23 protein-coding genes are annotated in these 21,886 nt (G+C 46.2%); 17 read left to right on the forward strand and 6 right to left on the reverse strand.

Annotated features, from left to right (window positions below):
• Positions 1–2: 2 nt before the first annotated feature.
• The 4 genes from ACM1ND_RS04055 (at position 3) to ACM1ND_RS04070 (ending at position 3,627) form a co-directional block, all read left to right on the forward strand.
• Complete coding sequence (locus ACM1ND_RS04055; protein WP_023987016.1) at positions 3–842, forward strand: carbohydrate ABC transporter permease; 840 nt, start codon at positions 3–5, stop codon at positions 840–842.
• A gap of 112 nt (positions 843–954) precedes the next feature.
• A complete protein-coding gene (locus ACM1ND_RS04060) occupies positions 955–2,067 on the forward strand; it encodes a rhamnogalacturonan acetylesterase (protein WP_418027993.1) in 1,113 nt (370 codons plus the stop codon).
• A 72-nt stretch (positions 2,068–2,139) separates the two neighbouring features.
• Positions 2,140–3,174, forward strand: a complete 1,035-nt coding sequence (locus ACM1ND_RS04065) for a glycoside hydrolase family 88 protein (protein ID WP_068939430.1) — start codon at positions 2,140–2,142, stop codon at positions 3,172–3,174.
• Positions 3,175–3,225: 51 nt separating this feature from the next.
• Positions 3,226–3,627 carry a sensory rhodopsin transducer gene (locus ACM1ND_RS04070; protein ID WP_418027088.1) on the forward strand — a complete coding sequence of 134 codons (402 nt, stop codon included), beginning with the start codon at positions 3,226–3,228 and terminating at the stop codon, positions 3,625–3,627.
• A gap of 94 nt (positions 3,628–3,721) precedes the next feature.
• On the opposite strand, the gene ACM1ND_RS04075 is transcribed toward ACM1ND_RS04070, so the two are convergent.
• The 3 genes from ACM1ND_RS04075 to ACM1ND_RS04085 all read right to left on the reverse strand — a co-directional run bounded on the left by ACM1ND_RS04075 (position 3,722) and on the right by ACM1ND_RS04085 (position 7,410).
• A complete protein-coding gene (locus tag ACM1ND_RS04075; protein WP_071559300.1) occupies positions 3,722–4,681 on the reverse strand; it encodes a DMT family transporter in 960 nt (319 codons plus the stop codon).
• A 207-nt stretch (positions 4,682–4,888) separates the two neighbouring features.
• Positions 4,889–6,205 carry a glutamate-1-semialdehyde 2,1-aminomutase gene (locus tag ACM1ND_RS04080; RefSeq protein ID WP_269465967.1) on the reverse strand — a complete coding sequence of 439 codons (1,317 nt, stop codon included), beginning with the start codon at positions 6,203–6,205 and terminating at the stop codon, positions 4,889–4,891.
• Between the two features lie 83 nt (positions 6,206–6,288).
• A complete protein-coding gene (locus ACM1ND_RS04085) occupies positions 6,289–7,410 on the reverse strand; it encodes an LCP family protein (RefSeq protein ID WP_023987022.1) in 1,122 nt (373 codons plus the stop codon).
• A 103-nt stretch (positions 7,411–7,513) separates the two neighbouring features.
• Between ACM1ND_RS04085 and ACM1ND_RS04090 the strand changes: the two genes are divergently transcribed.
• Genes ACM1ND_RS04090 through bcp form a run of 4 tightly spaced genes read left to right on the forward strand, consistent with a single transcriptional unit; the run spans position 7,514 to position 10,653 of the window.
• Complete coding sequence (locus ACM1ND_RS04090) at positions 7,514–8,554, forward strand: ABC transporter ATP-binding protein (protein WP_075153730.1); 1,041 nt, start codon at positions 7,514–7,516, stop codon at positions 8,552–8,554.
• On the forward strand, positions 8,547–9,341 hold the full coding sequence (locus ACM1ND_RS04095) for an ABC transporter permease (RefSeq protein WP_418027089.1): 795 nt from the start codon (positions 8,547–8,549) through the stop codon (positions 9,339–9,341). The genes ACM1ND_RS04090 and ACM1ND_RS04095 overlap by 8 nt, the downstream gene beginning before the upstream one ends.
• 4 nt (positions 9,342–9,345) lie before the next feature.
• On the forward strand, positions 9,346–10,134 hold the full coding sequence (locus ACM1ND_RS04100) for an ABC transporter permease (protein WP_080710685.1): 789 nt from the start codon (positions 9,346–9,348) through the stop codon (positions 10,132–10,134).
• 42 nt (positions 10,135–10,176) lie between these two features.
• Entirely contained in the window at positions 10,177–10,653 is a 477-nt protein-coding gene (bcp, locus tag ACM1ND_RS04105) for a thioredoxin-dependent thiol peroxidase (protein ID WP_053324642.1), read from the forward strand.
• On the opposite strand, the gene ACM1ND_RS04110 is transcribed toward bcp, so the two are convergent.
• The gene (locus tag ACM1ND_RS04110; protein ID WP_280781338.1) at positions 10,597–11,199 is read right to left on the reverse strand and encodes a spore germination protein; all 603 of its coding nucleotides are present in this window, start codon (positions 11,197–11,199) and stop codon (positions 10,597–10,599) included. The genes bcp and ACM1ND_RS04110 overlap by 57 nt on opposite strands.
• A 208-nt stretch (positions 11,200–11,407) precedes the next feature.
• Here ACM1ND_RS04110 and ACM1ND_RS04115 point away from each other — a divergent pair, with 208 nt between their 5' ends.
• On the forward strand, positions 11,408–11,575 hold the full coding sequence (locus tag ACM1ND_RS04115) for a hypothetical protein (protein ID WP_418027090.1): 168 nt from the start codon (positions 11,408–11,410) through the stop codon (positions 11,573–11,575).
• 81 nt (positions 11,576–11,656) lie between these two features.
• Here ACM1ND_RS04115 and ACM1ND_RS04120 read toward each other — a convergent pair whose 3' ends face one another.
• A complete protein-coding gene (locus tag ACM1ND_RS04120) occupies positions 11,657–12,313 on the reverse strand; it encodes a DedA family protein (RefSeq protein WP_053324643.1) in 657 nt (218 codons plus the stop codon).
• Positions 12,314–12,458: 145 nt separating this feature from the next.
• Between ACM1ND_RS04120 and guaA the strand changes: the two genes are divergently transcribed.
• Complete coding sequence (gene guaA / locus ACM1ND_RS04125) at positions 12,459–13,997, forward strand: glutamine-hydrolyzing GMP synthase (RefSeq protein ID WP_023987031.1); 1,539 nt, start codon at positions 12,459–12,461, stop codon at positions 13,995–13,997.
• Between the two features lie 473 nt (positions 13,998–14,470).
• Positions 14,471–15,088 (forward strand): Type 1 glutamine amidotransferase-like domain-containing protein, encoded by a 618-nt coding sequence (locus ACM1ND_RS04130; RefSeq protein WP_053324644.1) that lies wholly within the window; start codon positions 14,471–14,473, stop codon positions 15,086–15,088.
• Between the two features lie 70 nt (positions 15,089–15,158).
• Here ACM1ND_RS04130 and ACM1ND_RS04135 read toward each other — a convergent pair whose 3' ends face one another.
• A complete protein-coding gene (locus tag ACM1ND_RS04135; RefSeq protein WP_053324645.1) occupies positions 15,159–16,289 on the reverse strand; it encodes a Gfo/Idh/MocA family protein in 1,131 nt (376 codons plus the stop codon).
• Positions 16,290–16,420: 131 nt separating this feature from the next.
• Between ACM1ND_RS04135 and ACM1ND_RS04140 the strand changes: the two genes are divergently transcribed.
• The 6 genes from ACM1ND_RS04140 (at position 16,421) to ACM1ND_RS04165 (ending at position 21,571) form a co-directional block, all read left to right on the forward strand.
• Complete coding sequence (locus tag ACM1ND_RS04140; protein ID WP_053324646.1) at positions 16,421–17,266, forward strand: LysR family transcriptional regulator; 846 nt, start codon at positions 16,421–16,423, stop codon at positions 17,264–17,266.
• Positions 17,267–17,285: 19 nt separating this feature from the next.
• On the forward strand, positions 17,286–17,957 hold the full coding sequence (locus tag ACM1ND_RS04145) for an SGNH/GDSL hydrolase family protein (RefSeq protein WP_023987035.1): 672 nt from the start codon (positions 17,286–17,288) through the stop codon (positions 17,955–17,957).
• Positions 17,958–18,116: 159 nt separating this feature from the next.
• Entirely contained in the window at positions 18,117–18,587 is a 471-nt protein-coding gene (locus ACM1ND_RS04150) for a MarR family winged helix-turn-helix transcriptional regulator (RefSeq protein ID WP_023987036.1), read from the forward strand.
• Between the two features lie 21 nt (positions 18,588–18,608).
• Entirely contained in the window at positions 18,609–19,547 is a 939-nt protein-coding gene (locus ACM1ND_RS04155; protein ID WP_053324647.1) for an NADP-dependent oxidoreductase, read from the forward strand.
• 40 nt (positions 19,548–19,587) lie between these two features.
• Entirely contained in the window at positions 19,588–19,977 is a 390-nt protein-coding gene (locus ACM1ND_RS04160; protein WP_023987038.1) for a nuclear transport factor 2 family protein, read from the forward strand.
• 223 nt (positions 19,978–20,200) lie between these two features.
• Positions 20,201–21,571, forward strand: coding sequence for an NCS2 family permease (locus ACM1ND_RS04165; protein WP_023987039.1), 1,371 nt, complete (start codon positions 20,201–20,203; stop codon positions 21,569–21,571).
• The last annotated feature ends 315 nt before the right edge of the window (positions 21,572–21,886 follow it).

Genomic DNA, 21,886 nt, shown 5'->3' on the forward strand with positions numbered 1-21,886 from the left:
TGATGGCATGGAAAACGGTCAAATGGCCAATTTATCACATACTGGTTGCTGCACTGGCGCTCCTGATGCTGTATCCCGTTTTTTGGATGCTGTTCAGCTCGTTTAAAGAAAGTCGGACGATATTCGTCACGGCATCCTCGCTTTTCCCTACAGAATGGATCTGGCAAAACTATGTAACAGGTTGGAAAGGGACGACTGGCTACAACTTTGGCACGTACATTCTGAACTCGCTCACGATCGTGGTGATTTCAACGATTGGAGCTGTGCTTTCCTCCTCATTGATCGCATTTGGCTTCGCACGCTTGAAATTCAAAGGGCGTAACTTGTGGTTTGCTTTGATGATGGTGACGCTTATGCTACCAGGGGATGTGGTACTGGTACCGCAATATATTATTTTCACCAAGCTCGGTTGGATCAATACGATCTTACCGTTAGTGGTACCCTCCTTCTTCGGGATGCCGTTCTTCATCTTTCTAATGGTGCAGTTTATACGGACGATTCCAGCAGAGTTGGATGAGGCGGCGACGATTGACGGATGCGGCAAGTTCCGGCTGTATTTCAGAATTATTTTACCCTTACTTAAATCGTCGTTGGCTACAGCGGCAATCTTCTCTTTCTACTGGAAGTGGGAGGATTTGCTTGGTCCGGTACTGTATCTGAATTCGCCAGAGAAATATACCGTATCTATTGCACTCAAGATGTTCCTCGACAGCGAGTCGGCTTCCAACTGGGGAGGAATGTTCGCGATGTCTATCCTAAGCCTGCTTCCAGTTATCGCTGTATTCTTCGCATTCCAGAAGCAAATTGTAGAAGGAATGAGTACGAGTGGTTTGAAGGGGTAAGATCCAAAATCCATAGCGTGAGTTATGAAGCTTACGAGTGGAAATGGAAGGCATCCGGGTTTGTGCGATTGAATGGACGGGATTTGAGGGCGATGGCTGAGAGGTGAGTAAATTGTGGAAGTTTGATTTTGGTCCGGGGGAGCCTGCGGATGGCTACAAGGGAGTGTCTCCGGATTGCTTATATACAACTGAACAGGGCTATGGCTTTGAGACTACGGAGCATGTGTACGGTCGAAAAAGGCAGAGTGCAGCCAAGGATGCACGTACGCGGCTGCGAAGCAGCTTTTGTATTCCACTGAACGCTGCATTTGTTGCAGATGTGCCAGACGGGCTGTATCTCGTCACTATACTGGTCGGCGATTCGCAGGCGGAAACGCTCACGCGACTCAAGGCTGGTGAAGGCAAGCACATGCTTCCCCCAGTACACACGCTGCCGGGCCAGTTCACCGAAGCGCTGTTTGCGGTGCCTGTACGGGGTGGCAAACTACGCCTCACCGTGTCAGGCACCGCGCCACGGCTCAATGCGCTGGAGATTGCGCCAGCTCCACAGAATCTCCGGCTATTCCTAGCCGGAGATTCCACGGTTACGGATCAGGACGCATCCGGCTATCCGTATACAGGCTGGGGTCAGGCTTTGCCCGCCCTGTTCAAGCATGATGTCTGCGTGGATAATCATGCCGTATCGGGACGAAGCTCCAAAAGCTTCGTGGACGAAGGACGGCTGGGTGTCATTTTGGGCGAAATAAAGGCAGGAGATTTCCTGTTCATCCAGTTCGGTCATAATGATCAGAAGCCTGATCCGGAGCGGGCTACAGAGCCTTTTACAACCTACAAGGAGCATCTTCGCCTCTATATCGACGGCGCAAGAAGCCATGGGGCAACCCCGGTACTGGTCACGCCCGTACATCGTCGCTATTTTAGCGAGGATGGTACGCTATCTGACACACATGGTGACTATGTAACAGCGGTTCGTGAGCTGGCGGAAGAAGCGAATGTACCGCTGATTGATTTGTCTGCCCGTACGCAGGAGTTATATGAGCAGCTGGGTCCCGAAGAGAGTAAAGAGCTTTTTATGTGGTTGCTGCCTGGTGAATACATGAACTTTTCCGGCGGCTTAGAGGATAACACGCATTTTCATGAGAATGGCGCGGTTCGTATTGCAGACATGGTGGTGGATGCTGTGAAGGAACTGGATTTGCAACCGCTGCGCATGTATTTACGTTGAAGGACGACCTTTTCATGTACGGGCGTCAAGGAGGTAACTCACGTGAAACATACCAAAGGGGGAGACGTGGAAATGCCTGCATTGATTTTTGATGAAGAACAAGTTAAGCAGGTGATCGACCGGGTAGTAGAACGCACCTTTCAAATGCACTACAGCTGGGATTGGCCGGGCGGAGTAGCCTTTTACGGAGTATGCGAAGCGTATGAAGCGACAGGGAACGAAAAGTATCTGACCAAGCTGAAAGAATGGGTTGACGAAAATATCGAGGATGGGCTTCCGTCTCTCTCGGTGAACGGCGTTTCTGTCGGGCACTGTTTGTTGACGCTTTATCAGGCCACAGGTGAGCAAAGATATCTTGATATTTCCATCGAGATGGCAGAATTTTTGGCCAAAAAAGCGGAGCGGTTTGCCGACGGCATTTTCCAGCATACGGTGAATTCACTTCATGATGTATTTCCGCAGCAAGCATGGGTGGATACGATGTTTATGGCCGGTTATTATTTGCTGCGCATCGGTCATCTGTTAGGCAACAAGGAGTATTGGGAGGATGGAATTCGTCAATATCACGGGCATGAAGAATTTTTGCAGGACCCGGATACGAATCTGTATTATCACGGATGGGATCATGCGAATCAAAGCCGGATGTCAGGAATATATTGGGCGCGCGGCAATTCATGGGCAGCCCTCACGATGGCAAAAGCGCTGAAACTTGTGGAGGTGCAGCATCCATCTTATATGATCATCGACGGCTCGCTGCGTGACCAGCTCAATGCACTGGTGCGGCTGCAATCCCCAGAAGGGCTGTGGCATACGGTGCTGAACGATGATACCTCTTATCTGGAAACCTCGGGCTCGGCAGGAATTGCGACCGCCTTGCTTATGCAAGGAAGATTGTTTAACAAATACACCCAAAAGGCGATCGAAGGTATTCTTTCCCGCATTAAGGACGACGGCACAGTAACGGGTGTATCCGCGGGAACTGCTGTGATGAACGATATTGACGGCTATCGAAACGTTCCATACAAACGCATTCAGGGATGGGGTCAGGGATTGGCGCTTGCTTTTCTGGCTCAACTGTTGCGTACCAAGGAGAATCCGTATGGCTAGAAGAAGGGGCATAAGCGCCAAAAAGTATTATGGATAAAGGAGGCCAATAGTATGGGAAATGCTGAACTTTCTCATAAAAAGGTGGCTAATCAGCCGCGAGGCAGCCTATTCTGGGTCATCCCCGATGGGTATATTCCACCGGAAAGCCGGGGAGAGCTGCTCAGTCATGAGAGCATATGCGTGCTGAATTGTGGGAGCCGTGTGGCAAATCTGAGTATAGACATCTATTTTGAAGACCGCGAGCCATTGGAGGGATTGATCGAGGTGGTGGAAGGAAGACGAACCCGTCATATCCGAACAGCCTCGTTGGAGAAATCCGGCGAGCAGATTCCGGTAGGTATTCCTTACGCAATTACGGTCACTAGCGATGTGCCCATAATCGTACAATATAGCAGATTGGACACGACACAGCCGGAATTGGCGTTAATGAGTGTCATGGCGTACCCTATCTAATGCGACGAAGACTAAGAAATGAAAAAAGAAATCTCTCCGCTGGAATTGCGCAGCCTGGAGATTTCTTTTTTTGCAGGCAAATGAGTGTCTATTTTTAGCCCGTTTTTTGTGATTTTGCCGAAGTTGTTTTGATTGGCGTGAAGTTTTTTCGTCCTCCGAAATTGGTACCCAACACGCCGATAATGATCATCACAGCCCCAATAATGTGATAGTAGGCGAGCTGCTCCTTCAAAATGTAAGCACCGGCAATCATGGAAATGAGGGTGGATAAATTGCCGATCACACTCATTTTGGAGGCTTCGATCCACTTCAAGGCAAAGCTCGATAACAGCGAGGTGACGAGGGTAGACAGAATGCCTAGATAAATCAGTGCCATCCAATAACCAGGCTTCACCAGTGGAGCGGTATAGGCGCTCATGGAGCCGTCTATGGCATGATATCCCAGTGCCACCACGTTAAAAACGATACATCCCAAAATAGAGGTAACGTAGGTCAATTCCATTGGGTTGTACTTTTGTGTTAATGGTCGTGCCAGTACGTTATAGCCGGATAGGCATATCGCAGAGAGCACGAGCAGAAGAATACCCCCATAGCTATTGGATGCTAGCGGTGCTCCGCTTTTCATCACAAATATAAAAACCACGCCAAAGACAGAGAGCAGTAAGGAAATCTTCTGGACTACCGTTGTACGCTCTTTAATAAAATAGGAAGCTAACAGCAGCGTAAAGATGGGAACGGTTGCTTGGATAATTCCACCTTCCGATGAAGAAGTGCTCATCAGCCCGAAGGCTTGCAGTGGAAAATACACTAATGGCGAGAGCAGCGCCAGTGGTAAAATGCGCAGAATGTCACGCATCTTGATGTTGATCTTGATCCAACCGAGCAACACGGGAATGGTCAAAGCGATAAAAGACAGCGCAAAGCGGTGGGCGATCACATCCAGCGGGCTCGCCTCTGTGACTGTCAATTTTACAAATAAAAATGAAAATCCAAGTATAGCTGCATAGCTGAGAGCTGCCAGATAGGCGGCTCCATTTCTAGAACGACTGTTCATAATAAACCTCCGTAATAATGACCTTAACCTGTGGTTCTCTCAATATACCCGGATGGCATAACCTGATACAATCCATAAAATCTGCAACTGTACGGGTACAGTTGTGAAATGAAAAAAAGCCGGAACGAAGTCCCAGAGGTCGGATTCCCATCCCTAAGACTACTTCCAGCTCTTATCCTATTCATATTCTATCACTTACTGCTTGTTTTACTTACCTTGTGACATCGCCCGGAACGAATCGTCCGCCGCTTCCAGCGTAGCATCTACATCTTCGTCCGTATGCGCTGTTGTGAGAAACCAGGCTTCGTACTTGGATGGTGCCAGATGAATACCGCGATCCAGCATATGACGGAAGAAGGATGCAAACGCTTCGCTATCCGTATCCTGCGCCTGCGCGTAATTCGTGATCGGATGATCACAGAAATGCGTCGAGAACGCTCCACGAATTCGGTTGATCGTCAATGGCACGCCGTAGCGTTCGGCAGAGGACTGGATACCGTCCGTCAGCCTCACAGCCAGACGTTCCATCTCTTCATACACGCCTTCCCCTTGAAGGACTTCAAGGCAGGCGATGCCTGACGAGATGGACGCTGGGTTGCCCGCCATCGTACCCGCCTGATAAGCTGGGCCGAGTGGGGCAACCTGCTCCATGATGTGCTTGCTGCCGCCGTAGGCACCAATCGGCAGACCACCGCCCATGATTTTGCCCAGCGCGGTCAAATCTGGCTGAATCGCATCATGGTTGTCCAAACCTGCATACGTTTGGGTGGAACCGAAGTGGAATCGGAATGCGGTAATGACCTCGTCATAAATGACGAGTGAGCCGTTCGCACGCGCCATGGAGCACAACCCTTCCAAATAACCGGGTTGCGGCATGACCATGCCGAAATTACCGACAATGGGCTCGACCATGACTGCCGCCACATCGTCGCTCCAACGCTCCAAGGCTTGGCGTAACGCGTCGAGATCATTGAATGGTACGGTAATAACCTCGCTCGCAATGTTGGTCGTAATGCCTGCACTGTCAGGTATGCCTAGCGTGGAAGGGCCGGAGCCTGCGGCAACAAGTACCAGATCCGAGTGACCGTGGTAGCAGCCGGCAAATTTGATGATCTTGTTCCGCCCAGTATAGGCCCGTGCAACACGAATCGTTGTCATAACCGCTTCTGTGCCAGAATTCACAAACCGGACCTTGTCCATAGAAGGAATTGCTTCCTTCAGCATCTTGGCCAGTTTGATTTCCAATACCGTTGAGGTTCCGTATAATACGCCGTTCGCGGCCGCTTCGCTGATAGCCTTAGTAATATGGGGATGGGCATGTCCAGTAATAATAGGGCCATAAGCCGCCAAATAGTCGATATACCGATTATCATCCTCATCCCAGAAATGAGCACCTTTAGCGCGTTTCATGAATACTGGAGCGCCGCCGCCCACAGCTTTAAAGGAGCGTGAAGGGCTGTTAACGCCCCCGACAATATGCTCCAGGGCTTCTTTATATAGTGCTTCGGAGTTTTCCCGTTTCATCATCAAAAACTTCCTTTCCGTTCATTAAAATAGGGTATACACACGCCAAAGGGCAGCGTTCACGGCTGCCCCTGCATACATCATTATAGCTCTTTTTGTCCTGTCTTTGTTGTTGATTGTGTGGAAGCATCCTCATTACTGGTTTTACTGCCCCCTGTAAAAGAAGCTTTATCCTTCTTGGTAGACGATGCACTGTCTGGCTGTTTCGTTTCATTCTGATCCTTATTTTGTTCCTGTGTTTGTGCGGGTGGATTATTAAATATATCCTGCACATACGTTTTCAGTTCTTCCGGATCGCGGACAGTAAGAACTGCCGCGCCGCCCACATTCTCTTCTCCGAGCATCTTCATCGGTGGAACCTGTTCGCTGCCTGCAAAGTTGCTTTGGTACCCCACATTTGCCAGCTTCCACATATCGTTAACACTGAGATTCGTGTCAATGAACGGGTTAACCTGCTCTAAAATATTTGGCAAGTTAGCGATGGAAGTCGTGGTCTGCATTTTCTGGGCTATTGCCTCCAAAAATGCGCGTTGCCGTCCTGATCGGGAGAAGTCGGACATTGCATCGTGGCGGAACCGCACATATTGAAGTGCCGTGTTGCCATCTAGATGCTGCATGCCCTTTTTCAAATCAATATCGTACTGATGTTTATCCGCATTACTTGTATAATGCATATCCTTTTCCACTTCAAAATCAATCCCGCCTACGGCATCCACCAGTTTGATAAAGCCCTGGAAATCCGTGTACACATAATATTGCACCGGGATGCCTAACAGATCGCCAGCCGTCTTCATGGCTGTGTTGGGTCCGTGAGTAATGGCGGTGTTAATTCGATTTTTTCCATAGCCGGGAATATCCACGTACGTATCACGCAAAATAGAGAACAGGTGGATTTTTTTCTTAACGGGGTCCAGCGATACGACCATCATACTGTCTGATCGGGGAACTTCCCCTTTCTGGATACCGCGCCCATCGACACCCATCAGCAAAATGTTAACCATATCGGTACCTTCCCACTTGGGCGGTTCTGGCGTACGAACCTGATCGACCTGCTTTACATTTTTGAAGGGGGAGTTAGCGCCCTCTTTATGCAGATTATCCAGCTGATTATAAATGGATGTAAAATAGTACACGGCAAAGCCGACAATCGCGACGATTACCACGGCTAGAACCGACCATATCGTCCTTTTGGTTCTGCTTGTCATGGATGCTCTCCCTTTCGCTTTTCAGTTCATTACATTATAATTTCTTTTTGGAGCACAATCAATTTAACTATGGATTTTACAAATCCTGATTGAGAGGTATAACATGCTGGCAATTGATGTGCAGGATCTGCGCAAAACATTTAAGGTTCAAAAAAATCGCGAGGGCTTAAAAGGTGCCTTCCTTGATTTATTCGCCCGCGAATACAACGAGGTAGCCGCGGTCAAAGATATATCCTTCCGTATTCCGCAAGGAGAAATATGCGGTTATATCGGTGAGAACGGCGCCGGAAAGTCCACCACGATTAAGATGCTGACAGGCATTCTCGTGCCGACATCGGGACATCTCAAGGTGGGCGGTTATGTCCCCTATGAGGAACGCGAGAAATTTGTAGGCAACATTGGTGTTGTTTTCGGTCAGCGCAGCCAGCTTTGGTGGGACATCGGTGTGATCGAGTCTTTTCAACTACTGCGGAAAGTATATCAGGTTCCGGCCACGGACTTCAAACGTAGGCTGGATGAGCTGGTAGAGAGACTGCAATTGCAGGATCTGCTAAGCCGCCCGGTACGCAAGCTTAGTCTCGGGCAACGGATGCGCTGTGAGTTAGTAGCAGCCTTGCTGCACAATCCGTCCATTGTTTTTCTGGACGAGCCGACCATTGGCCTCGATATTATGGTAAAGTCCGAAATCCGCGAGTTTCTAAAGGACATGAACCGGGATTATGGTACGACTATTTTGCTGACAACCCATGATTTGCAGGATATTGAAGCGCTGTGCTCGCGCGTCATTATGCTGGATGATGGGAATATCATCTATGATGGTGGTCTGGAGGATCTGAAGGCACGTTGGGGTACAGGTCGAGAAGTACGGTTTCAGTTCGGCACACCGACCCAACTGGAGCAATTACAGGCATGGACTGCTGATATGCCACTGGCTTGGACGGCGGATAACGATTTGGCTGCCAAGGTATGGATTCCTCTTCATATTAATGTATCGGATGTTCTCGCTTGCGTAGTCGGTCGCACGGATATTACGGATATCAAAATCATTGAAACCAACACGGATGATATCGTCCGCAGTATCTATCAGTCTGGTTCGGCTGAACGCCAGGGCAATCCGATAGTGGAGGCCAAAGTTCATGCTTAGCGTATACACCGATTTTATTCGTATCCGATTTCTCACGATGCTTGCGTATCGTGTGAACTATTATTCAGGAATCCTTATTTATTGCATGAATATTGGCGTATATTATTTCACATACAAAGCGATATATGGCGATGCGGGTAGCATTGGAGGTTTTACCGCTGCTCAGATGACGACGTATGTAGCAGTATCGTGGATGGCGAGAGCCTTTTATTTTAACAATCTGGATCGTGAAATCTCGACGGATATACGTGATGGAAGCATTGCAATTCAGATGATCCGACCTTATAACTATGTACTTGTTAAATTTATGCAAGGACTCGGCGAGGGAATGTTCCGTTTTCTGCTGTTTATGATTCCAGGCATGGCGATTGCGATGCTGCTATTTCCGGTAAAGCTTCCCACGGATCCGGTAGCCTGGGTTGGTTTTCTGGTCATGCTGTTTTTTAGCTTTATGATCAACACTCAGATCAATATTATTACGGGGTTAACGGCCTTTTTTATCGAAAATAATGAGGGCATGATGCGTATGAAGCGCGTAGTTGTAGATCTGTTTTCTGGGTTGATTTTGCCAATCAGTTTGTTTCCAGGCTGGCTGGGGACGATCGCCCAATGGATGCCGTTTCAGGCGATTACCTATTTGCCGGGCTCTGTATTTACGGGACGTGTAAAAGGCGTTGGCATCTGGAATGTACTGGGTATCCAAATCATTTGGCTGGTCGTTCTGCTCGTGCCGATGATCATCATTTGGCGACTGGCGCGCAGACGTCTGTTCGTGCAGGGAGGGTAAGCCGATGATGTACTATTTGGGTCTCATTAGCGAATATTTAAAAAATTACATGAAGTCACGGCTCACCTATCGGGCCGACTTTTGGGTAGAAGTGATTTCAGACCTGCTGTTTCAGGCCACGAATCTTATTTTTATCCTGGTTATTTTTATGCATACAGACAGTTTGGGCGGCTGGAGTGAAAATGAAGTCGTGTTCGTTTATGGATTTTTCATGGTTCCATACGGACTATTCAGTTGTTTTGTCAACCTTTGGAACTTTAGCGAGCGTTACATTGTGAAAGGTGAACTCGACCGGGTAATGACCCGTCCCGCGTATAATCTGTTCCAGATTTTCCTTGAAAATGTGGATCCGCCTGCGCTGGTGGGCTCAGTGATCGGCCTGATTATTATGGGGATTAGCGGGGCTCAGATGGATTTGGCTATGGAGTGGTGGTTCGTACCAGCGCTGATCGTTTTGAGCCTAAGTGCCGTGGCGATCTATACGGGCATATACACCATATTGACTTCTCTTTCATTCTTTTCGGATGCGCCTACAGGAATTATCCCGCTCATGTACAATATTCAGGGCTACGGACGTTATCCAGTAACGATCTATAACCGTGCCATTCAGGTTGTGCTGACTTGGATACTGCCTTTTGCTTTTGTTGGCGTATATCCAGCCTCCCTGTTCCTTCACCGAGAGGACATGCGCCATATGGCGCTCTTAACTCCTGTGATGGGGATTGTCTTTCTGACCTTGGGCTTACTGGCATGGAACTGGGGGATTCGCCGTTACAGGGGCGCAGGCTCATAGGGCGGATCACATAAGAACCCCCACAAGATAGGAGATGATGAGATGTCCACGACATTTACCGTTATTGGGCAAGAGGCACCGGATTTTGAATTGCCTGGGAGTGAGGGAAAGCGTGTCAAGCTGTCTGATTATCGAGGCAGTAGGGTATTGTTGTATTTCTATCCCAAGGATTTGACCTCTAGTTGCTCGACCCAGGCTTGTGATTTTCGGGATAAACATGCGGAGTTTGAAGACTTGAACACGGTGATTCTGGGGATAAGCCCTGATCCACTCAAACAGCATGACAAGTTTATTGCAAAGTACGGACTCCCTTTTCAGTTGTTATCTGATGAAGAGCATCACGTGGCTGAGACGTATGGTGTATGGCAGCAAAAACAGATGTACGGCAAGCAGTACATGGGTATTGTTCGGTCTACGTTCCTTATTGATGAAAATGGAATTTTAGTTCATGAATGGCGTGGTTTAAGAGTAAAAGGACATATTGATGCTGCGCTGGCATACATTCAGGATATGGCGTAAGTGAAGAACCAAAGAAAACCTTTTGAAACCGGATCGTGCTTTCAGGCGCATGGGTTTCAAAAGGTTTTTGTTAATTTCCAGATGTGTTTTGCCGATGCTTCCACTTTTGCTGGCAAAGGTAAATACCCCATAATATAAGCGGAATGAACAAGCCGTTACCACAGAAAATGAATACATATACAGATAACAGCATCTCACTAACGCGACTAAAAGCCTACAGTAAACACCAGTAATATCCATTTCCTCCAAACTACCTGAGTTACCAGCAATCAATGCTTGATCCTTTAAATAGTCGAATGGTTCCGCGCCCTCTGGTACATGATGTTCGTTTTCCCGCATTAATGAACGCAGAACGGAATCATGGAGTAATTGAGTGTTAATCAGACCATTGATATAAAACAAAGCCGCTGGCCATTTTTGCATCCATAAAAGCTCTTTAATGATTAAATCTCCGCTGTTTCCAAAGGAGCTTTCAATATGGTTTACATTATCCCTCAAGTTAGAGGACACATGAGTAACTGGACAACTTTTATTCTGATTTGGCATACGTAAAATCCTCCGATATTGGAGTTTCTTGGCTTAGTACGCTCTGAATATATGAATTTATGCCTTGACGGTTTATAGAGTGATTTTTATAAATTAGATAAACAACTAATTATATGCAGTGCAGGATTTCAGGCTGGACGATGCCGGAATTGGAGTGTTTTAAGCCGCTTTGGGCGCGGGTCTGGTTGCTAGCGGGGTAGGGGGGCATTTGTCTGGATACATTATTAATGCGGGAGAACCCATTGTATTTACAGGGTCCATTGTGGTCATGCTGGGCATGCTGACGGCGTGGAGTCAAGGTATCATCGGACTGTCTATGTTTGGAGCAGGGGTGGCGATTGAAATGATGGAGCCGTGTACGTTGGGTTTGGCTTGAGGCGCAGGGTTTGTTGTGATATCTATCGTGATTTCGATGTATTATGCAAGGACCCGTAGTCGTAAGGCAGCAGGAGTTTGACTACTCCGTGTCATCCTTGTTGCTGGTTTTCACTGATTTTTCGGATTTGCGTAGCGAGCTAAACAGGAAGTTTCTCCACCGGTAAATAATATACAGCAGGATCATGAACCCAACGACTCCCGCAATTCGCAGTGCATACAGCTCTACCAAATGGAAAATGACATCCCATTGGGGACCAAACAGCTTGCCGATGCTTAGAAAGAGGATGACCCAGAATAAAGCGCCGCTGTAAGCATACAAGACAAACTTACGGAAAGAAAGAGCAATAATTCCGGCAAAATAACCGGTAAAATGCCTGACACCGGGAATGAAATATCCAAGGAAAATAAGCCAGTATCCATATCGTTGAAACCATTTTTGTGTTTTCTGAAGCTTGTCCGGCGATAACAAAACCCATTTACCATATTTCTGAATAAAGGGGAGCCCAGCCCACTTTCCGATAAAGTAGGTAATAGTCATACCGATGGTTGTGCCCAAGAAAGCTAGCAGCACCAGTTTACTGAAATCCAGGGTGCCGGCATAGGAGAGATATCCCGCATAAGCCATTGTGGTTTCCCCGGGAAAAGGTAAAGCAATAAACTCAAGCAGCAAGCCGAAAAAAAGGACGCCGTAGCCGTATTCTTCGAACAATTGCGCGATCCACTTCAGCACATCCATCGTTTACACTCCTACGAACAGATTGAGTATTTTAGAATCAATTCATTTTAACAATCTTTTCATGCCCACTCAACTCCGGTTGATTTCTTGACGTCTTGTTTTATCGTTGCGTATAATGAAACGAACAATTGAGGGAGGCACGGTAATGAATAAGCCTAATGAAATCGTTGTAGTTCTCGATTTTGGAGGACAATACAACCAGTTAATCGCAAGAAGAATTCGGGATCTCGGTGTATATAGCGAGCTCCTTCCATACAATACGCCTGCGGAGAAGCTGAGAGAGCTGGCGCCAAAAGGGATTGTTTTCTCAGGCGGACCTTCCAGCGTATATACAGACAATGCTCCTCAGGTGGATCGGGCAATTTATGATCTTGGCATTCCTATCTTTGGTATTTGTTATGGCATGCAACTGATGGCTCACCAACTGGATGGTAAGGTAGAACGTGCGGGCAAGCGTGAGTATGGCAAAGCAGACGTGCAATTCAATCAGGATGCTCGCTTGGCTAAAGGACTGGATTCTCGTCAAACCGTATGGATGAGCCATGGGGATCACGTTACAGATCTGCCAACCGGATTTACACTAGATGCAGGAACAGAGAGTGCGCCGATTGCCGCGATGAGTAACCTGGAGCGGAATCTGTATGCGGTGCAATTCCATCCAGAGGTACGTCATTCCGTTCAAGGTAACGAGATGATCAGCAACTTCCTTTATGAAGTGTGTGGTTGTGAAGGCAACTGGACCATGGAATCGTTCATTGAAGATCAAATTCGTGAGATTCGTCAACAGGTTGGCGACAAGAAAGTATTGTGTGCCTTAAGCGGTGGCGTGGATTCTTCTGTTGTAGCGATGCTCATTCACAAAGCGATCGGTGACCAACTGACGTGTATGTTCATTGACCATGGATTGCTGCGCAAAGGTGAAGCCGAAAGTGTAATGGAGACGTTCGTTGGTAAATTTGATATGAAAGTTGTCAAAATTGACGCACGTGAGCGCTTCTTGTCCAAGCTGGCAGGAGTTGATGATCCGGAACAAAAACGTAAAATCATCGGTAACGAGTTTATCTATGTGTTCGAGGAAGAATCTTCTCAATTCGACGATTTTACTTTCCTGGCACAAGGTACACTGTATACGGATATTGTAGAGAGCGGAACAGCAACGGCACAGACCATTAAATCCCATCATAATGTGGGTGGTTTGCCGGAGAACATGAAGTTCAAGCTGATCGAGCCGTTGAATGCCCTGTTCAAGGACGAAGTGCGTAAAGTCGGCGAAGAATGCGGACTGCCACCTGAGATTGTATGGCGTCAGCCGTTCCCAGGTCCGGGTCTTGCCATTCGCGTGCTGGGTGAAGTGACAGAGGACAAGCTAACCATTGTTCGTGAGTCGGATTACATTTTGCGCGAGGAGATTGCTAAAGCCGGTCTGGACCGGGAAATCTGGCAATACTTCACCGCTTTGCCGAATATGAAGAGTGTTGGCGTTATGGGCGATGCTCGTACGTATTCTTACACTGTAGGTATTCGTGCAGTAACCTCTATCGACGGTATGACTGCCGACTGGGCACGTATCCCTTGGGATGTGCTGGAGAAAATTTCGGTACGTATCGTAAACGAAGTGGATAACGTGAATCGCATCGTGTATGATATCACCTCCAAACCACCAGCAACGATTGAGTGGGAATAAACGCGGAGACTCCCGCGCCGTAACCATCAATCCTTTAAGATTTACCTATACAACATCAGGACTCCTCCGTATCGGCGAAATATCGCTATGCGGTTGGAGTCTTTTTTACGGGTGCCAGGTCGAACCTTTGCTCGGGAAAGTTTACTGTACGGCAACCTCAATCGACGGGGGTTAGCTAAAGGCGAACAGCATTGCCTCATGCGGCGGAGATATGAAGTCATTTATTGTTGCAAAACGGAATATGAAGCTGAAAAAAGGAGATATTATTCAATGGTAATGTCTCCTTTTTTATATGGTTTTATTAGATTCAAGCTATAAATAGCTTAAATCAAGTATGAAATTAAACGTTCACTTCTTTTTCATGTCATGCTCTAATGGTGTCATGTTTTGCTACTAATATATTTTATAATGTACCTAGATTAAAGTGTTGCATATCTCGTTTTATTAAACGCTGTTCTAAGGAGAATAAAGAAATGAAAAAATTATTTCTGTCGTCCTCATTTAAGGATGTTGCACCATGCTTAGTCCATTTCGCTGGTGAAAACTTAGAAGGAAAAAAAGTCACCTTCATCCCAACCGCAAGTATTCCAGAGAAAGTTAAGTTTTATGTGGATTCAGGGAAAAAAGCATTAGAGAATTTAGGATTAGTCGTGGATGAAATCGAAATCGGCACAGCAACATTGAACGAAATAGAGAGTAAAATTAGAGAAAATGACTATATTTATATTACCGGAGGCAACACATTTTATTTACTTCAAGAGTTGAGAAGAACCGGGGCTGACAAAATCATTGCTGATGAAGTTAATGCAGGGAAGTTATATATAGGCGAATCGGCAGGTTCGATGATTTTATCACCGAATATCGAATATGCCCGACTTATGGACAATGTGGAGGAGGCGCCTGCTTTGGATTCCTTTATTGCGCTCGGGATAATTGAATTCTATCCAGTCCCCCACCATACGAACATCCCGTTTAAAAAAGCGGTGGAGAGCATCATTGAGGAATTTGGCAGCCAATTAAATTTATATCCAATCAGCAACGCGGAAGTTATTTTGGTTGAAAATGACAGTATAAAGGTCGAGAATGCATGATTTTAAAAGATCAAGAACCTTTAACTCCACATCTATCGTGGTGTTAAAGGTTCTTTTTTATAATTCTACCTTACCATACGATCCTTTTCCCAGTTGCAGCTGATTCCTCAATGCGGTCCAGTAGCTGATGCAGCTTTAAGGCATGGTTGAACTCGGGAGCTAGACGGGTGTGTGTCAAAATATCCTCGGCAAAAACATAATGAGCCTTGGCTACATTCAGGGTTACCCCTTCTTTTGGGAAATCTAGGCTTATATTAGGCTCTCTAGTTATACGTATTTGTTCAAAAGCGCCATTAGGACCATGACTCTGCGTACTGCTTGGATCGTACACAAGTTTTTCGAGCGTTAGATTCCCGAATTGAACATGCCCAAGCGAAGGATTCTGTGACAAACGCAAAATACCCTTTTTCCCTTGAATCTCTATCTCAAACTTAGAATTCACTCCACCTTGAATGTGAACGGATACCGGTGCTCCTTTTTCCAATATTCCGTGAATCAGAATCTGATCGGCTGTATCCTTGGAAATGACTTCACCCGTTTCCTGAATAGTGGCTTCGTGATAACGGGATGATGTGATGGCCGATAGCTCGCGGAGTTCGCCAACGATGTATTGCAGCGCATCCAGGGAATGCCCGCCATTAATCGTGAGCAGATTAGCCCCATTGGCTCTATTCAGCAGATAAGCAGTGTCCTGATTTACTTGTCCTCCTTTGCCGGGAGTAGCTACTTGCATATGACAGGATATAATTTCACCAATCTCTCCGCCCTCCACGAGCTTTTTCATCGTTTGCACTTCAAGATCCTGCCGTGCCTGCAAGCCGACGGTATGATGAATGCCTGCCAGTTCCGCCGCTTTGGCCATTTCAGCAGCTTCCGCAGTGTTTGCCCCCAAGGGCCATTCACAAAAAATATGCTTTCTCTCTTGAATTGCCGCCATCACCGCCTCGTAATGATGGGGAACTTTTACGCTCACCACGACCATGTCCACATCCTCGGAAGCTGCGAGCTTTTTGGAATCATCAAAAGCTAGTGCCGCACCTACTTCTTCTGCGCTTTGTCGCGCACTCTCCATACGAGAGGTACCGACGGCAGTGATATCCAGGTTCGAGTGCTTGAGCAAAGCCGGAATATGCGTTTGACTGGCCCATTTATTATTCATCGAACCTCCTACGATACCTACACGAATCTTCTTTTTGATCATGTTGCCATACCTCCTGATTTTTAAAATGAGGGTGGAAAATAGCATCCAAGGCCAATATAATACACTTAACTCATAAATAATAATGCTTGTTTATGATACAGGTATCATTTTATTTGATGGGAGGTGAAGGGATGGATATTGAAAATATGCAGGCATTTGTTTCGGTGGCAGAGCTGAGAAGCCTGACAGAAGCAGCACAAAAGTTGAATCACCTGCAATCGAATATGACGGCCAAAATAAAGAAGCTGGAGGCCCATTACGGCACAGCGTTATTTTACCGAAAGCCCCGTGGTATGGAGCTGACACCCGCAGGAGAAACCTTGTATGCTCAGTTCAAGCAAATGTTGTTGCTATGGCAAGACACGGAGATGAAAATGAGACCGCAGGAGGAAAAGCTGCGCATCGGTACCATGCAGTCCATCGTGGCGGGCGAAACAACGAGGGCGCTCACGAAGGTATATGAGCTGTATCCGCAGGCTTCGGTTACATTAAAAACCGGAACCACGACGGAAATGGAGCGATTGATCCTTGACGGCGAACTCGATATTGCTTTTGTTACAGGGTATCCCGCCAACCCGTATATTCATTATCAAAAATTATGCCGTGAAGAACTGGTGCTGGTGGGGAAAGGCATACATGAAGGCTCGGATCTCAAACAGGTACTCCAAGGAGCGTCTATTATCATATTGTCGGATGGTTGCCTGTACCTCACGTATTTAAGGAAGATGTATCAGGACATGCAATTGACCCATGGCGAGGTGGTAGAGGTCGGTGTGTTTGATACGATGGTGCAATTTTCCTTGATGGGAATGGGAATCACCCTCATGTCCAAAAAGCTGGCGCGGCAATTTAAAGTAACATCCTATTTGCCCGCTCCCCCAACCTTCGGCTACATGGATACATATTTAATAACCCGGCCAAATCACGAAATGACAGCGATTGAACATAAATTTATCGAAATCAACAATACGATCTAATAGATAGGAGAGACATCGAATGACAATCAATCAAGGCAAATACCAAGGCAGCCATGCTGTATTTCTGGGCGATAGCATTACGTTTGGATATGAATTGCGTGATGGAGAAAAGCCTTACCCCCACCTTGTGAGCGACGCACTGGGATTCCTAACCTTTGAGAATCACGGCATATCCGGCAGCAGTGTAGCCAGCGGCGGCTTTGAACCGATGTGTGAGCGTTATGAGAAAATGAACCCTCATGCAGACGTGATCTTTTTTATGGGGGGAAGAAACGATTTTTCGATGGGAGAAATACCGTTCGGTAGCTTGGATACGCCATCGACAGAAACGCGTACGTTTTATGGTGCGCTCAAGCATATTGCCGAAGGACTAATTAACCGTTACCCGGACAAGCTGATCGTCTTTTTGACTCCGCCTCACGGATCAAGTGATACGGTTCCTGAGCATCTGCCTAATGCCATTACTGGTCAAGTCTATAGCGCGTATGCACAGGCCGTGAGAGAAGTGGCCTCACTTTATTCTTTCCCGTGCTGCGATCTGTGGAATATCGCCGGAATTCAACCACTATTGCCTGTACATAAACAGATGTACTTTACAGGGGAAAATGGTGTTCCTGACGGCCTGCACCCGAATCAGGCAGGCCACGAGCGGATGGCGGCCCGTATTATCGGATTTATGAATACACTGTAATTTGGACCATTTCATCGTTTTATCGAATGACCCTACTAACTACAAATTCTAGATTGCTCAGGCTTATTCGTTTAGCTTGAGCATTTTTTTGTGATTGTAGGATTTGTATATATAGACTTGTCTCAGGGCTTGTTTATTTTTAGAGGGGGTGTATAATACTTGATATATCAATTGATAGGTCAAGTATTAGGAGGAGGGTTTGTCATCGAACATTGCTCTGAAAAAAGCCAGTTGTTTTATCGCATGCATCTTTTGTGTAAAGAAATGAATAACGCCTTTGAAGCACAGTTAAAAACCAGCTTTACCAAGGTTGAAATTTTGTATCATATTGATCATCGTCAGGAACTAAGTCAGCTGGAACTCCAACACCTGCTCGTTCTGGATGGTGCAGCAGTAACCCGACATCTGAGAAGGCTGGAAGAGGAAGGTCTGATTTTACGTAGTAAAAAAGAGCAGGATAAGCGTGTGACCTATATATGTTTGACCGAATTAGGGGTTCAAGAGCTGCAAGTTTTGTCAGAGCAAAGACAAGCCTTTCAGGAAAAGCTGCTATGTAAGTTTACAGATGAGGAAATTGTGGCTTTGACAGATGTGCTACAGCGTATGTCTAGCAATGTAAAGAATATGTAAATGTGCGAGGAGGAAATGAATATGAAAGCCATCGTTATAGATCAGTATGGAAGCAAGGATGAATTGAAAGAAAGAGAAGTGGCTACTCCTACACCACAGGCTCATCAGGTTGTAGTCAAAGTGGCGGCTACCTCCATCAATCCAATTGACTGGAAGCTGCGTGAAGGTTACTTAAAACAAATGATGGATTGGGAGTTCCCGATTATTTTAGGCTGGGATGTAGCCGGCACTATTTCGGAAGTAGGCAGCGAGGTCACCGATTGGAAAGTGGGAGATGAAGTGTTTGCACGCCCGGACACCACACGGTTCGGTACCTATGCCGAGTATACCTTGGTGGATGATCACCTGCTGGCACGTAAACCTGCCACAATTTCTTGGGAGGAAGCCGCTTCTGTACCTTTGGCGGGGTTGACTGCTTGGCAGGCGCTCTTTACACATGGTCAACTGACCAAAGGGGAGAAAGTATTAATCCACGCAGGTGCAGGTGGCGTAGGCATGTTTGCTATCCAGTTTGCCAAACAGGCCGGAGCCTATGTCATTACTACAGCCAGTGAGCGTAATCATGAATTGCTTGCTTCATTGGGAGCCGACCAAATCATTGACTATCGTACAACTCGTTTTGAGGAAGTTTTATCTGATGTGGACGTGGTGTTCGATACGATGGGTGGGGATGTTCAGAAGAATAGCTTTAAGGTAATGAAAAGGGATACCGGACGGATCATATCCATTGTCAGCAATTTTGACGAAGAGCTGGTGAAGGAGTACAACGTAACGGCCAAAAATATATGGCTGGAGCCCAACGGACAGCAACTACAGGAAATTGCCGATCTGTTGGAGCAAAAGAAAGTAAGATCGGTAGTAGGAGCTACGTTTCCTTTTTCACAAAAAGGTTTGTATGACGCACACGCTTTAAGCGAAACTCACCACGCTGTCGGTAAAATTGCAATAACCTTCTCATAAGGACGCATACACATATACAGCACGAAAGGAATTGCACACGATGAAGATTTTAGAAGAATATTTTCACTACTATGATTTAGCAAAAGATGACGAGAAGAGTAGAGAACGATTAATTAGCCTTTTTTCTGAGAAGATTGAGTTTGTATTGAATGGTGATCGAAAACAAGGTATGGACAGTTGGAAAAGCTTCTTGAATATGTTCTTTGAGGGATCGCTCGAAATCAAGCATATGTATGAAGGTTGGAAACCTGTACCCAGAGAACCTGATACCTATCAAACCAAATGGGCAGTGTGTGGTAAAAAAGCAACAGGCGAAGTTTATACACTTACTGGAGTGGACAAGGCCCGGCTGGATGCGGAAGGTAAGATCGTTTATCTGGAAAATATACCAGACACAGCGAATGCCTTTGATAAGTACAAAAATCTCTGATTCCTCTAAATCATAACCCGTCAGCTGCATAATAGCTTGCGGGTTTTCTTTTTTCCGAACAATACATATGTGTTCAATTTGTAACATTCGCTTTTTCTGTTGACAAGCAGTAGGTGAGAGCCTAAAATAACGAATGTAATAATATAGCGCATATGAATGCGAATATTACTTCAAACGAACGATAACAATACGAGTATGCTTTGCGTAGGAGGAATTACGACTCATGGAGCGTTTCTTTAAATTAAAGGAACATGGCACGAACGTCCGCACAGAGATTATTGCGGGGATTACTACTTTTATGACCATGGCTTATATTCTGGTGGTCAACAATACTTTTTTAGGTCCGACTGGAGCAGGTATGCCCAGTGAAGCTGTCTTTTTTGCGACGGCGGTAGGTGCAGGTTTGGTTACCATACTGATGGGTTTATTCGTTAATGTGCCGATCGGCATGGCGCCGGGTATGGGCTTGAATGCTTATTTTATGACTGTAGTCCTGAGTTCCAATGGCATGATTACTTGGCAAGCGGCACTTGGCGCTGTATTTATATCCGGTATCGTCTTTCTGATTTTAACCGTGACACGAGTAAGACAGATGCTGCTTGTTGCAGTTCCGGAAAATTTAAAGACAGCCATCACAGTGGGTATCGGCTTGTTTATTACGATTGTCGGCTTCAAGCTTTGTAATCTGGTTATGGTGAGTATCGTTCCAGGGACAGATGTTGGTCAGCCGGTTCCGGGTCATGCTTTTAATTTGATTCTGGGAAGTCTGGTACATCAAAAGGATGCACTGCTGGCGCTAATCGGATTGCTTATTATCGCAGCACTGATGGTCGTTCGGGTCAAAGGTGCATTGCTGATTGGAATCGTAGCTACTACATTAATCGGTATTCCGATGGGAGTAACAAATCTGAGTAGCTTGACAACAGGCAACTGGATTCCTGATTTCAGTAATTTGGCTGTAGGTCAGTTAGACTTGAAAGCAGCTTTGCATATTGGTCTGTTTGATATCATTTTCATTTTCACATTTGTAGAGTTGTTTGATACATTTGGTACCTTGGTAGGTACAGCTACACGCGCGGGTATAATGAAAGATAAGAAAAAAGGCGAGAAAATTATCGGTAAAGCGATGCTGGTGGATGCTGTTGGCGTAAGTACCGGTGCAGTATTGGGTACAAGTACGATTACAGCATTCGTAGAAAGCTCCGCAGGGGTAGAAGAAGGCGGACGAACCGGACTGACTGCTGTAACGACAGGTGTTCTGTTCTTGTTGGCCCTGTTTATTGCACCATTGGCTCTGGTTGTGCCTTCTGCCGCTACTGCTCCAGCTCTGATTATCGTTGGGGTCCTAATGATGAGTCAGGTTCGCAACATCGACTGGGATAACTTCCTGTTGGCGTTTCCAGCATTTTTGACCATCGTGCTAATGCCTTTCACAGGTGGAATCGCGAATGGTATTTCTGCTGGTATTCTGTCTTACGTTGTGCTGGCTGTGTTCAGTAATCTGTTTACCAGCAATAAAGTTAAAATTCACTGGCTCATGTGGGTGCTTGCTATTATTGTAGTGATCCGCTTTGCCTTTATGGGCTCCGAATAATCAGTAGATATAGAACACAGAATCTCTTTCCTGTTGCTTAAGGGAAGAGGTTCTTTTTTTGTAGTTAGACGCAGATAGATACAAAGAAGCTATTATATAGAAGGAAAACGAATAATAAATAAAGCATTGTGAAATCTTATCTAATAAATGCTTGCTATAGGGATATGCATATGGTATATTCTAATTCCGGCCAAGAAATACAATGTTGCGAGCGAGTGTTACAAAAAAAGATTTCAAAAAAATGCTTGCAAAGTTGGTTTGGACATGATATGATATAAGAGTTGATGAAGCGACAAGTTAAATCAACGAAAAAGA

Source organism: Paenibacillus sp. JJ1722 (genome assembly GCF_048282685.1).
GTDB lineage: Bacteria > Bacillota > Bacilli > Paenibacillales > Paenibacillaceae > Paenibacillus > Paenibacillus polymyxa_B.